The sequence below is a fragment of the Candidatus Eremiobacterota bacterium genome (assembly GCA_031082125.1).
Taxonomy (GTDB): Bacteria; Vulcanimicrobiota; CADAWZ01; order CADAWZ01; family Ess09-12; genus Ess09-12.
Map to the genome: position 1 here is coordinate 156,266 of JAVHLM010000004.1, position 12,943 is coordinate 169,208.

Genomic DNA, 12,943 nt, shown 5'->3' on the forward strand with positions numbered 1-12,943 from the left:
GGGGTGGCGCTCATAGGGTGACCTGCAGGCTTCCGAGGACGCTCTGCGTAATCCCTTCAGGCGTCATGCCGAGCTTTTCCCTCAGTATACCCTGGGAGGCATGCTCAATAAAGCAGTCGGGAAGGCCGATGATTGAGACGCCGACATTCTCGCATCCGCTGCGCTGCATGAGCTCGGCGACAGCAGTGCCGAAGCCTCCTGAAGCCACATTTTCCTCTACGGTAAAGACGCGCCTCATCTTCCTTGCAATTCCCACAAGGAGGGCTTCGTCAAGGGGCTTCACAAAGCGGGCATTCACGACGGTGGCGGAGATGCCGTTTGCGGCAAGCTTTTCCGCGGCAAGAATACTGGGGTACACCATGCTTCCCAGGGCAAAGAGCACAATGTCTTCGCCCTCCCTTATGACTTCTCCCTTTCCAATCTCCAGGGGGGCAACCTTCTCGTCCAGCGGCACCCCGACGGCTTTTCCCCTGGGGTATCTTATGGCTACGGGGCCATTATGGTCAATGGCCGTCTTCATCATGGAGCGGAGCTCATTTTCATCCTTGGGAGCCATTATGACGATATTGGGGATCATGCGCAGGTACGAGAGATCGAATATGCCCTGGTGCGTCGATCCGTCCTCTCCTACAATGCCTGCCCTGTCTACGATAAAGACCACATGGAGATTCTGGAGGCATACATCATGGATGATCTGGTCAAAGGCCCTCTGGAGAAAAGTTGAATAGATGGCGACAAAGGGTATGAAGCCCTCCGAGGCAAGCGCTGCGGCGAAAGTGACGGCATGCTGCTCGGCAATTCCCACGTCAAAAAATCTTGCGGGGAACTCCCTGGCGAAGTCAATGAGGCCTGTCCCGTCGGGCATAGCCGCCGTGATGGCCGCTATCTTTTCATTTTCACGGGCAAGCTCCACGAGGGTGCTTCCAAAGATTTCGGTGTACGTATAGACCTTGCTCGTTCCGTTTGTGTCGCCCGTATCGATATCGAAGGGATTGGCGCCATGGAACTTTGTGGCATCCTTTTCCGCAGGGGGGTAGCCCTTCCCCTTTTTCGTGATGACATGGATAAGCTTGTTCCCTTCAATATGCTTGGCCTTTTCGAGGACATTGATGAGCTGATCGAGGTTGTGGCCGTCAAAGGGGCCGAGATAGGCGAAGCCCAGGGCCTCGAAGATGACTCCCGGCACCACGAGGTAGGTGAGATGATCCTCTATCTGCTCAGCAGCTTTCAGCATGTCGGGGCCTATCCTGGGGATGCTCCGCACTATCTTGCGGAGCTCCTTTCTCACTCTCAGCAGGCCGGGATTCATCCTGACGTGCGCCAGGTGGCCTGCGAGGGCTCCCACGTTCCTGGAGATGGACATCTCGTTGTCGTTGAGGACCACTATCAGGTCTGTATTCACCGATCCCGCGTTGTTGAGGGCTTCAAAGGCCATACCCCCCGTCATTGCCCCGTCGCCTATCACTGATATGACGTCAAATTTCTCTTTCCTGAGATCCCTTGCCACGGCAATCCCAAGGGCCGCCGAGATAGAGGTGCTCGCATGACCCGTTCCGAACGAGTCGAAATCGCTTTCAGATTTCCTGGGGAAGCCGCTGATGCCGCAGTGCTGCCTTATGGAAGAAAAGACCTCTCTTCTCCCCGTGAGGAGCTTATGAGCATAGCACTGATGGCCTACATCCCAGATTATTTTGTCCCTGGGCATGTCAAAGACGTAATGAAGCGCGATAGTGAGCTCCACCACGCCAAGGCTTGAGGCAAGGTGCCCACCCACCTTTGATATCGTGGAGATTATCTCGCTCCTCAACTCCCCGGCAAGCTCCCTGAGCTCTGGTATACCCAGTTTTTTCAGCTCGCTGGGGGAACTGATGAGATCAAGAATTCTTCCCATGTATGCTATCTCTTCCTGAGCAGCAGGTACTGCACTATCGCCTCGAAGCGCTCTCTCCTGCCCGTAAAGGAGGCAAGGGAGCCGAGGGCCTGCTTTGCAGTCTCTTCAGCAAAGGCCTGGGCACCTTCGACCCCGTAAAGGGCAGGGAAGGATATGGCCTCCCGCCTGTGCCCTGCATCTATTATGTCATCCCGGATCTGAAAGAGCAGCCCTATGGCTTTCCCATAACCGGTAAGGGCTTCCATGTCGCCTGCACCGCCCCCTGCTATCAGGACGCCTATCCTCAGGGAGACAGTGATGAGGGCGCCTGTTTTCTGACGGTGAATCTCCAGGAGAGTCTCCCTGTCAAGAGTTTTCTCCTTCTGGCAATATTCGAGATACTGCCCTCCTGTCATCCCCGCAGAGCCCGAGGCGCCCGAGAGCTCCCCTATAATTCCCAGGGCCTTCCGGGGATCGCCTGTGCCCCATTCTGCGATTATCTCGAAAGCCCTGAGCATCAGAGCATCACCGGCCAGCAGCGCCGGGGCCTCGCCGAATCTCCTGTGGCATGAAGGCTTTCCGCGGCGGAAGTCATCGTTGTCCATCGAGGGAAGGTCATCATGGATCAGCGAGAAGCAGTGAATGCACTCCATGGCGCAGGCCGGCGCCATGGCTTCGGAGGCATCGAGGCCGAGAGATTCGGCGGCTGCAATCATCAGCGCAGGCCTGAACCTCTTTCCCGGCGAGAGGACACTGTAAGCCATCACCTCTGAGAGCCCCCCCGCGGCCGCGGGAAAATAGCTTTCAAGGGCCCTGTTCACCAGCGCCGATTTTTCCAGGAAGTACTGCTCCAGGTCACTCGTCATCTCGTTCTTCCTCTTCATCAAGGGAAAATGGCTCCAGGGCCGCAACGCCCTCCTTTTCTCCCTTCAGTACCAGGAGCCTTGACTCCGCCTCCTTCAGGCGCTTCTCGCACTCCCTGTAAAGGGTCACGCCCTGCTCATACTGCAGGAGGGCCTGCTCAAGCTCCAGGTCGCCTTTTTCCATCTTCTCCACGATCTCTTCAAGCTGCTCGTAAAGCCTGTCATAAGGTATCCTGCTCAGGTCCTTTTTCATGAGAGTCCCCCCGCCTTGCCGGCTTGATCTTTTCTTGCTTCCATAACCCTTGCCAGGATTGAGCCGTCTCCCACCACAAGCCTCACCTTGTCTTCAGGCGCCACCTGTGAGGTCTTTTTGACCAGCTCCTCCCGGGGCATCTTGTAGGCGATGCAGTAGCCCCTCTCGATGACATGGCGGGGATTATAGGCTTCCAGTATCTCCCTGCCTGCCAGGAGCCTGCTTTTCCTGAGGGTAAGCATGGAGGTGAGAGCTCTGGTTCCCCTTGCGTAGAGCATGTCCAGGTTCTGCGCAAGTCTCTCGAGGTGGCGCTTCGGATGCCTTCCTTCCAGGCGGAGCTGAAGGCTTTTCAGCCTGATGCGCGAGCCCTTCAATGTCTTATCAAGAGACCTGCCCAGGGTTTTCATGAGGCTTTTCATGCGGAGCGACAGCTCGCGGGAGTCAGGAACTGCTGCTACAGCCGCCGCAGTGGGCGTTGGCGCCCTGTGATCAGCGACCATGTCGCAGATGGTGAAATCAGTCTCGTGGCCGACCGCGGAGATGACAGGCACGGGGCAGGCATATACGGCACGGGCCAGCGCCTCGTCGTTGAAAGCGTTGAGCTCTTCGAAGGAGCCTCCTCCGCGGCCTATGATAATCAGGTCAATCGAGGGGACTTTCTCCAGACGCTTCAGTGCTGCGATGAGGCTCCCGGGCGCATCAGCGCCCTGGACAAGGGCAGGGGAGAGGACGATGGTGACGCTGCTCCTTTTTTTCAAGGTGGTGACGATGTCTCTCAGGGCGGCACCGTACGGCGAGGTCACGACGCCCACTGTCACCGCGTGGGGAGGGATGGCCGATTTGCGGGCTTCATCAAAAAGCCCCTCGTCTTCGAGCTTTTTCCTGAGCTTCAGGAACTGCTCGTAGAGCTCGCCCTGCCCTTCCTTTTTCGCGTGCTCCACAATGAGCTGGTACTGGCCCTGCTTTTCATAGACAGAGATCCTTCCCCTGGCCACTATTTTCATACCCTCGCGGAGAGGGAGCCTGATCCTGGCGCGGGCGCCTTTGAAAAACACGCAGCGAAGCTGCGCATGGGGATCCTTGAGGGTAAAATAGCAGTGACCTGCGAGGGATTCGCTGAAATTTGAGATTTCTCCACTCACGGAGAGATCGGCGAGCACGTCATCTGACTCGAGCACATCCTTGAGATAGGATGTGATTTCCTGAACGGTAAATATGTCCACAATAGAGTGGAAATTCTCGATATATCCTAAAAATCCTTTGAATCTATCAGGGAATGACCGGTTCATCCCGGTTCCAAGGAGGTTTCTTTATGGAGGGAGAGAATCACCATGGGGGGAATTGCACCAAGTGAAAGGATGAAAAAAATGGCCGATTTCAAAGAGACCGTGGAACAGTACTTCAGGAAATCCCTCGAGCTGTCACCTGTCTGGGGAAGCGACCTGGGTCTCGAGGAGTATGACGATCTCCTCCCCGAGGGAGGGAAAAAGCAGCAGGAGCGGTCAATAGCTCTTTCCGAGTCCTTTCTGAGGGACGTGAAAGCCTTTCCCGAAAGCGACCTCTCCTTTGACGAGAGAATTGACAGGGAATGCCTGATAGATGTCCTTGAGATGGATCTCTTCTCCGAAAAGCATATCAAGCTTGACAAGGGCTACCCCAGGGGCCCCGCCAGGGTGGGATCGGCACTCTACACCCTTATCTCCCGCGATTCGACGCCCTTCGAGGGGCGCCTCAGGAGCATCATTTCGAGGCTTGAGAAGATCCCCCGCTATCTCGAGGAGACCAGGGAGCTCGTGGAAAAGCCCGTGTGGATATGGACCGAGATAGGCATCGAATCATGCCACCGCATGAAGGGCTATATTGATTTTATTGAGGAGATGGCCAAGGCCCTCATAAAGAATGACGGCCTTCTCAGGGAGCTTCATGGAAACGCCGTCAAGGTGAGGGATGCCTTCAAGGCTTATGAGCAATGGCTTTCAACGGATATTCTCCCAAAAGCAGGCCCGGACTATGCCATCGGCGAGGAAAAGTTCGCGGCTCTGATGGCGATGAGGAAGCTGGGTTACACCCCCGGGGAGATACTGGCCATCGGTGAGGATTACGTGAAATCCATCAATGACACCATGAAATCCATTGCACGGCAGATTGACGGCACAGCCACCGTCGAGGAGATACTGAAAGGCATCAGGGGAAAAGGCCCCACGAATTTCGAGCAGGTCCTCAACGACGTCAAGAAGGTGATGCGCGAAGCCCGCGAGTTTGTGAAGGAAAGCAGCTTTGCCACCCTCCCGGAGAACGAGATCCTGGATGTCCAGGAGACTCCCATCTTCATGCGCCATTTTATCCCCTTTGCCGCCTATTCCTCGCCGGGCAAGTTTGACAAGATACAGAAGGGGATCTACATGATAACACCGGTGGAAGGCAACAACGAAAGGCTCAAGGAGTTCTGCAGCGAGGACATGGTGAACACCTCGGTCCATGAAGGCTACCCGGGCCACCACCTGCAGCTCTGCTGCTCCAACACCAACCCCCAGACGGCGAGGATCTTCGCCCACGCCTTCGAGTTCATCGAGGGCTGGGCCCATTACTGTGAAGATGCCGCGGCAGAGGCGGGATTTAAAAACACCCCTGAAGGCAGCCTCATCCGTTACAAGGACATGCTCTGGAGGGCCTGGAGGATCATAATTGACATCAAGCTCTCGAGCGGCCAGATGTCCTTTGAGGATGCCATAGCGACGCTGGTCAATGAGGTAGGCATGGAAGAAGTTGGCGCTATGGCGGAAGTGAAGCGCTACACCTACACTCCGGGTTACCAGCTCAGCTACCTGATGGGCAAGCACATGCTCAAGGCCCTCAAGACAAGGATAAAGGCAACATTCCCCCGTCAGTTCTCCGACAGGAGGTTCCATGACATTCTTCTCTACTCGGGCAATCTTCCCATTTACCTGATGGAGAAGGTGATGAAAGAGAAGATGGGGGAGAAGGACAGCGCTGCGAGCCTCCCTGCAGGTCCCCGGTAGAGGAGGGGAGAAGCGGGGGAATAAAGGTCCCGCGGCGAATTGTATTTAGATCGGGAAGCCGTTGAAGGTACTGCGAGGTGAGCCGTTATGAAAGCCCTGGTGATCCATGGCCCCAATCTGAACCTGCTGGGCTCAAGGGAGCCCCATATTTACGGGACTCTCACCCTGGACAGCCTCAATGAACAGATCAGGTCCTGGGCTCTGGCCCGTCACCTGCAAGTGACATTTTTCCAGTCAAACCACGAGGGCGCCCTTATCGACAGGCTCCACGAAGGGGCAGGCACCTCTGATTTCATCGTCCTGAACCCGGGGGCCTTCACCCATTACAGTTATGCGATACGTGACGCCGTGGCATCCATCGGCATCCCCGTCATCGAGGTGCATCTATCCAACATTCACTCCCGCGAGGAGTTCAGGGCCCGCTCGGTCATTGCGCCCGTGTGCCGGGCACAGATATCAGGGGCGGGCTCCATGAGCTACATGCTGGGAATGATGGCAGGGATGCACTTTGCCGGCGGCGCTCTCCACGATGGCACGGAGAAGGAAAAATGAAGAGAGCTCGGTGAATTTTTTACCATAAGGAGGTAGCAGGCAATGAAACGGGCATGGATTCTTGTGACAATGGTGCTGTTCCTGTGCGCGCTGTCGGCGTCCGTGGCTGGTGCAGAGGAGGAACTCTGCGGAATTGTGGTAGGCCAGACGGTGCTCACGCCCGGGCAGAAGATGGTTTTTGTCTTCAGCCAGTTCGCTGCCCCCGATATCATACACGCCTCACGGGGCAAGTCGGACAAGAAGGACGACTTTGTCCAGATGGCCTACACTGAGCCCGGCCTCGTCTTTTACATCACCAACGATGACAACGTCATCAAAGCCATTATCGTCAAGAATTCGGGAACAAAGCTCAAGGGCATCCCTTTTGAAGTGGGCGACAGCTATGACAAGGTGAAGAAGACCTGGGGCGAGCCCGATAAAAAAGAGGCCGGCTTTGCCAATTATTTCAAGAAGGGCGTCATATTCAAGGTGACTGACCAGGGAGCTGTGGAGAGCATTACCATCTATAAACCTGGAAAAGTTGACTATGATGAGATGAATAAACAGAAAGGATAGGGCCCTCCCCCTCCATTGAACGGTTTTCTCAACGTGCTCAAGCCGCCGGGAATGACCTCCCACGACGTGGTGGCATATCTCAGGAGGACACTTGCGATAAAGAAGGTGGGCCACCTGGGCACCCTTGATCCTGGGGCGGCAGGCGTGCTCCCTGTGGCGCTGGGCTTTGCGACCAGGCTCGCGGAGCATGTTCCCTCTGAGCCCAAGGGCTACAGGGCAGAGCTGCAGTTCGGCCTGGTCTCCGATTCATACGATGCCTTCGGCGCCATCACGGAAACAGGGAGCCCTGAGTGCCCTGATTTTTCCCTGCTTGAGTCATCACTTTGCTCCTTCAGGGGTATCATCGAGCAGAGGCCGCCGATGGCTTCCAGCGTCAGGGTGCAGGGGAGGCACCTCTACGAGTATTACAGGGAAGGCCTCGCCAGGGAGGCACCTCTCAGGAAGGTGAAGGTCAGCTCCCTTAAGATAGTCTCCTACAGCCCACCCCGTCTCATCATTGACGTGGAGTGCGGAGAAGGCACTTACGTGAGGAGCCTCTGCCATGACATAGGGCAGACACTGGGCTGCGGAGCCATCCTGACGTTCCTGGTGAGGTGGCAGAGCGGCATTTTCAGGATTGAAAATGCAATGACTCCCGGAGAGCTTGCGGAAGGGTTCCAGGAAAACAGGCTCGGGCACTTTCTTGTGCCGCCCGGACAGGCCCTTCAGCATATGCCGGTAGTGAGGCTCGACGAAGGCGATATGCTCCGTGTCCTGAAAGGAGCAGCCTTAAGGCTTGAAAAGCGCCACGGTCCACTTCCTCAGGGAGGGGAGCGCCTGCGGCTCGAGCTTCCAGACGGCACCCTTGCAGCCCTGGGGGAAGTGCTCCTCCAGGGAGTGCCCATGCTGAAACCGGTGAAAGTATTCCTTGAAGGAAGGGGTGATGGTGATGATAAAAGCACGCTACGCTGAGGAAATCGAAGGGACGAGCGACGTACGGTGCCTCCTGTGTCCCCAGGCCTGCATTGTCAATGAGGGGAGAAGCGGCCGATGCAGGGTGCGCCTCAACAAGGAAGGAACCCTCTATTCCCTCATCGGGGACCGCTGCGCCTCAGTGAACCTCGATCCCATCGAGAAAAAGCCCCTTTATCATTTCCACCCCGGGTCGCGGATCCTGTCATTCGGGACCTTCGGCTGCAATTTCTCCTGTGAGTTCTGCCAGAACTGGACGCTGAGCCATCCCGACAAGAAATATCTCACCTGCGAGGGAATAGAGCGCGCAACCGACCTCGTCACCCCCGAAAGCGCTCTTGAAATAGCCCTCCGCACAAAGGACAAGGGGAACATCGGCATATCATTCACCTATAATGAGCCATCAATATGGTTTGAGTTTGTGCTTGAAACGTCAAGGCTGCTGAGAAGCCATGGCCTCAAGAGCGTGCTCGTCAGCAACGGCTCTCTCAACGAGGGACCCCTCGATGAGCTTCTCCCATACATTGACGCGGCAAACATAGATATCAAATCCATCAATCCCTCGTTCTACCGCAAATACTGCAAGGCCGAGCTGGAACCGGTGCTTGCATACTGCCGCAAAGCAAAGGATCACATGCTGCTGGAGATAACCAACCTGTTGATTACCTCCCTCAATGACTCAAGAGAAGATCTGGAGGGGCTTGTGAACTGGGTTCACGACCACCTCGGCGAGGAGACGCCCATCCATTTTTCCCGGTACCATCCCGACTTCAAGATGGATCTCCCGGGGACTCCCATGGAAAGCATAGAAATGGCTCATGAGATTGCAGGCCGAAAGCTTAAGTATGTCTATGCGGGCAATATCCCTTTCAATCCCTGGAACGACACCCTCTGTCCCTCCTGCCGGAAGACAGTGATCAAGCGAGAAGGGATGGGCGTATCATCCTGCTCCCTGTCGGACGGGGGGGCCTGCGGCTTCTGCGGCGCCAGGGTGAACGTGACGGGACCCTGCAGGAGGAGCTGGTAAAAGCCTATGGGGCTCAAGCTGAAGTGGCAGATCTTCTGGATTCTCTTTCTCCCGATGTCGCTCGTCATCTCCGTGATGAGCTATTTCAACATCAACATACTGGAGAACACCCTTGTCTCCAACACCACCCAGGTCACCGCCGCCACGGCCGAGTTCATCACCCAGTGGTCCAGGCGGATACTTTTTCTTGAAAGGGAGCCTCCCACAGAGACCCTGGCAGTGACCGACAACCAGAGGCGCTCCCTCGATGCTTACCTCGACGGCTTCGAGGATATCAGGGCTGTGAAGATTTACGACAGCGACGGGAAGATCCTCTTCCGCTACGGCATCAAGGATGACGAGATCGGCCTCAGGAACGCCCTTCTCAAGGAAGCCTCCAGGACTGAGTCGCCTTCTTCCCATCTCTGGGCCTACCATGATGGAAGCGACCTGATCGGCGAGCCTGCCACCCATGTGGCCATCTTTGACAACAGGAGCTTCAGTTTTGAATATTTCATGCCCGTCATCAGGAAGGACATGCCCGTGGGCGTCCTTTATCTCTCCTTCAACGTCAAGAAACTGCCCACGCTCCTTAAGCTCATCACCATAGGGAACATCACCCTGGTGCTCATATTCCTGATCTCCACCTTCATCGCCATCTCCATATGGACCGACAACGCCGTCAGGCGCCCCCTGGAGTTCATCCTCCAGGCCCAGGACCGCCTCGCGAGCGGCGATTTCGACACCAGGGTGGATCTTGACCTGGTACACACCAATGAGCTTGCGAGGGCGTACGGCTCCTTCAATAAGATGGCCGGCGATCTCAAGAAATTCAGGGAGGAGCTCGAGCGGCAGAACAGGAGGCTCTTTGATCTCAACGAGCGTTACCGCCAGCTCAATGAGAAGCTTGAGCAGCAGGTCCAGGATAAGACCAAGGAGCTCAGAGAGTTCTTCTCTCTCGTCACCCACGACCTGAAAGTGCCGCTTGCGGCAGCCCAGGGCTATACGGAGCTCCTTCTCAAGTCCAAAACAGGCCCCCTCACCGAGAAGCAGGAAAAATTCCTGAGGAGCATCGCCATGGCGAACAGCCAGCTCCTCCACCTGGTGAGGAACATGCTGGACTCGGTAAAATATGATGCGGGAAAGATAAGCTATTATATGGAGAACTTCAAGCTCTCAATGCTCATAGAGGAGATAAAGAGCACCCTCCAGCTCTTCCTCGAGGAGAGGGACGTCTCCCTCGAGGTGAAGGTGCCCCCCTCCTGCGAGATGGTCCATGCCGACAGGGCAAAGATAGGGCAGGTTCTTACGAACCTCATAGGAAACGCAATCGAAGTTTCCAAGCCAGGTGACGCCATCACGCTCACCGCCGAGGAGAGCGGCCCGGTCATCAGGATCATTGTCGCTGACCGGGGAGCCGGTATTGAGATCCGGCACATCACCTCAATCTTCAACAAGTTCACCCAGTTCACATTCGGGGAGAAGTCATCGGGGGGCATGGGTCTGGGCCTTTACATAGTCAAGAAGATCATAGACGGCCACAGCCAGAGGATCTTGGTGGAGAGCGAGGTGGGGAAGGGCACGATCTTTGCCTTCACCATCTCCCGTGAAAACACCGCATCTGCTGAGGAGTCAGGCCCTGGTGAAGCCCCCGCCGCTGCTGCCCCTCCGGGGGAGCATACTATCACTCAGCCGGGAGATTCATAATGGACGAGAAAATAAGGGTTCTCATAGCAGACGATCACCATCTTTTCAGGGAGATGCTCTTCCACACCCTCAGCGAAGAGGAAGATATCGAAGTCATTGCCGAAGCAAGCGACGGGGAGGAAGCGGTGGCACAGGCCAGGAAGCTTCATCCCGACATCATTCTGCTGGACATCAACATGCCGCGTATGAACGGCCTGGAGGCAATAAGGGAGATCAAGAGGGAGCAGCCCCTCTGCAAGGTGGTGATCCTCACCGCCCTCGAGGATGACGCCTATGTCTTCAAGTTCATCAGGGAGGGTGCCACAGGGTACCTTATGAAGGACACCAATGCCCTCGAGGTGATCAAGGCAATCAGGTCAGCTTACTCGGGCGAGTCGCTCATTCAGCCCCGCATTGTGAACAAGATACTGAAGGAGTTCTGCAAGCTCTCAGAGGAGAAAAGGAAATCTCCTGAAAAAGGAGAGAGCGGAAAGCTTACCAGCCTCACGGAGCGCGAGAGGGAAGTGCTCAGCCACGTTGCCCAGGGCCTCAACAACAAGGAGATCGCCTCGGCGCTCTTTATCAGCGAGGCAACGGTCAAGAGCCACGTGGCCAACCTGATGAGCAAGCTCAACCTCAGGGACCGCGTCGAGATGGTGCTTTTCGCCGTGAAGAACGGCATAATCTCCCTGTAAGGGCCGTTCAGTGAAGCCTTGTGATGTCGCCTGTGTCGCTCCCGTCCCTCTCCCTGCTGAAATGGACATGGCTTCCCTTTGCCCCGTCAAGGTCGGCACCTGAGAGGTTCAAGCCATAGACAAGGGCTCCGTCAAAAAGGCAGTGCGACAGTTTTGCATTCCTCGCATCAGCGTGGCGCAGGTCAGCGCCGGCAAAAAGGACACCCTCGCAGTCAGCCTCCGAGAGATCGGCGCGCTGCAGATCGGTGTCTCCCATGTCGCTCCGCTTCATCTTCGCCCCCTTCATTACGGCTCCCTGGAGGGAGGCGCGGTGAAGGTTGGCCTTCACGAGGCTGGCAGCCGTGAGGTCGGCGCCGTCAAGGCGGGCCTGCTCAAGCTCGGCTCCGGAGAGATCAGCGGCGGAAAGGAGGGCACCTGACAAGTCTGCACCGGAAAGCAGGGCTTCTGCAAGGCAGGCACCGGAGAGATTCGCCTTGGTGAGGTCGGCGCCGGAGAGGTCAAGGCGCTCACCGTCGGGATCAAGGGCCAGCCACCGTGAGTGGGCTTCAAGGCGCCGGCGCATATCGAGCACTGTACTCATTGCGCAAGGGCCTCGCGGTTGACAAGTATCCTGACCTGCGAGCGTTCCTCGTTTGAAAAGTCTGATTTTATGAGGTTGATCACGGCATCGGCATCGGCCTTGTTGCAGTTGCTGAGGTTAAGGAGCACGCCTTCCCCTTCACCGAGATCATGACGGAGCTTGACGAGAATATGAGGAGCGTCAAAAGACCATCTCGCGCCTTGAGGCGGGGAGAGGGGGCTTTTTACGTCCCATGGGGCCCCTTTTCCATCAATAAATTCCGCGGCGCCAGTCGCTTCCCTCGTGACCGTGGGCGGCACCACGCCGCATGCTTCGGCATAGGCGCCGACGGCGGCCTCTTCTATCGATCCGGGCGTGATCTTTTTTCCCTTGGCGGGGTCGCTTGCAAGCTCCTCAGCCCTGTCCTTGAGCTGCGGGAGCGCACCGAGTGCTTCACCTGCGCTTGATTTTCCGGTGGGATCCAGCGACCCGTCATCCTTCATGGTGCACCAGCCGCATGTCGCTGCAATTGTGCTGTACCTGTCAACGAAAGTGCTGACAGTGCGGCTTTCTCCCGGTGCGGGAGCATCGGCAAAAAGGGCAATTGATTTGCCGCCGTTCGTCATGACATATGACGCGCCTGTGGTATGGTCCTTGAGAGGCGCCTGGGGAGCGGGTTTTGAAGGCGCCCCGGCAGGCTTATTCCTCTCTCCGTGTTTCGACTTGTGGTGATGGTCTTTCCCGTGAGACTTTCTTGCCGCTTCGGAGAGGACCGCTTCCTCGCAAGGCTGGGCCTCCTCCTGTCTCGCCTGCTCCCGGGGGGCCTTTTCCGTCATCCCATGGGAGGGAACATTCAATGGCTCCCTGGTCTTCCAGGAGCTTCCTATGGAAAAATTGTCGCCGCTGATCATTAAAGCCTCCCCTGGGGCATTT

General features: G+C 56.6%; 13 protein-coding genes. 7 read left to right on the forward strand and 6 right to left on the reverse strand.

Annotated features, from left to right (window positions below; genetic code table 11):
* Positions 1 to 10 precede the first annotated feature (10 nt).
* The 4 genes from dxs to xseA are packed head-to-tail and all read right to left on the reverse strand — an operon-like array spanning position 11 to position 4,209.
* Positions 11 to 1,891 (reverse strand): 1-deoxy-D-xylulose-5-phosphate synthase, encoded by a 1,881-nt coding sequence (gene dxs, locus RDV48_06340; GenBank protein ID MDQ7822397.1) that lies wholly within the window; start codon positions 1,889 to 1,891, stop codon positions 11 to 13.
* 5 nt (positions 1,892 to 1,896) lie between these two features.
* A complete protein-coding gene (locus RDV48_06345; protein MDQ7822398.1) occupies positions 1,897 to 2,736 on the reverse strand; it encodes a polyprenyl synthetase family protein in 840 nt (279 codons plus the stop codon).
* A complete protein-coding gene (gene xseB / locus RDV48_06350) occupies positions 2,726 to 2,986 on the reverse strand; it encodes an exodeoxyribonuclease VII small subunit (GenBank protein ID MDQ7822399.1) in 261 nt (86 codons plus the stop codon). Before xseB ends, RDV48_06345 begins: the two co-directional genes overlap by 11 nt.
* A complete protein-coding gene (gene xseA / locus RDV48_06355; protein ID MDQ7822400.1) occupies positions 2,983 to 4,209 on the reverse strand; it encodes an exodeoxyribonuclease VII large subunit in 1,227 nt (408 codons plus the stop codon). The genes xseB and xseA overlap by 4 nt, the downstream gene beginning before the upstream one ends.
* A gap of 144 nt (positions 4,210 to 4,353) precedes the next feature.
* On the opposite strand from xseA, the gene RDV48_06360 reads away from it, so the two are divergent.
* From RDV48_06360 to RDV48_06390, 7 genes are all read left to right on the forward strand, one after another.
* Complete coding sequence (locus RDV48_06360) at positions 4,354 to 6,006, forward strand: DUF885 domain-containing protein (protein MDQ7822401.1); 1,653 nt, start codon at positions 4,354 to 4,356, stop codon at positions 6,004 to 6,006.
* A gap of 87 nt (positions 6,007 to 6,093) precedes the next feature.
* Positions 6,094 to 6,558: a type II 3-dehydroquinate dehydratase gene (gene aroQ, locus RDV48_06365; protein MDQ7822402.1), complete on the forward strand. Its 465-nt coding sequence runs from the start codon at positions 6,094 to 6,096 to the stop codon at positions 6,556 to 6,558.
* Between the two features lie 42 nt (positions 6,559 to 6,600).
* Complete coding sequence (locus RDV48_06370) at positions 6,601 to 7,113, forward strand: hypothetical protein (protein MDQ7822403.1); 513 nt, start codon at positions 6,601 to 6,603, stop codon at positions 7,111 to 7,113.
* A 15-nt stretch (positions 7,114 to 7,128) separates the two neighbouring features.
* Positions 7,129 to 8,064, forward strand: a complete 936-nt coding sequence (gene truB / locus RDV48_06375; protein MDQ7822404.1) for a tRNA pseudouridine(55) synthase TruB — start codon at positions 7,129 to 7,131, stop codon at positions 8,062 to 8,064.
* The gene (gene amrS / locus RDV48_06380; protein ID MDQ7822405.1) at positions 8,036 to 9,091 is read left to right on the forward strand and encodes an AmmeMemoRadiSam system radical SAM enzyme; all 1,056 of its coding nucleotides are present in this window, start codon (positions 8,036 to 8,038) and stop codon (positions 9,089 to 9,091) included. The genes truB and amrS overlap by 29 nt, the downstream gene beginning before the upstream one ends.
* A 6-nt stretch (positions 9,092 to 9,097) precedes the next feature.
* A complete protein-coding gene (locus tag RDV48_06385; GenBank protein MDQ7822406.1) occupies positions 9,098 to 10,777 on the forward strand; it encodes a HAMP domain-containing sensor histidine kinase in 1,680 nt (559 codons plus the stop codon).
* Complete coding sequence (locus RDV48_06390; protein ID MDQ7822407.1) at positions 10,777 to 11,451, forward strand: response regulator transcription factor; 675 nt, start codon at positions 10,777 to 10,779, stop codon at positions 11,449 to 11,451. The genes RDV48_06385 and RDV48_06390 overlap by 1 nt, the downstream gene beginning before the upstream one ends.
* 7 nt (positions 11,452 to 11,458) lie before the next feature.
* Here the strand turns inward: RDV48_06390 and RDV48_06395 are convergent, their stop codons facing one another.
* Both RDV48_06395 and RDV48_06400 read right to left on the reverse strand, forming a co-directional pair.
* Positions 11,459 to 12,031 carry a pentapeptide repeat-containing protein gene (locus RDV48_06395; GenBank protein MDQ7822408.1) on the reverse strand — a complete coding sequence of 191 codons (573 nt, stop codon included), beginning with the start codon at positions 12,029 to 12,031 and terminating at the stop codon, positions 11,459 to 11,461.
* The gene (locus RDV48_06400) at positions 12,028 to 12,921 is read right to left on the reverse strand and encodes a hypothetical protein (GenBank protein ID MDQ7822409.1); all 894 of its coding nucleotides are present in this window, start codon (positions 12,919 to 12,921) and stop codon (positions 12,028 to 12,030) included. Before RDV48_06400 ends, RDV48_06395 begins: the two co-directional genes overlap by 4 nt.
* Positions 12,922 to 12,943 lie beyond the last annotated feature (22 nt).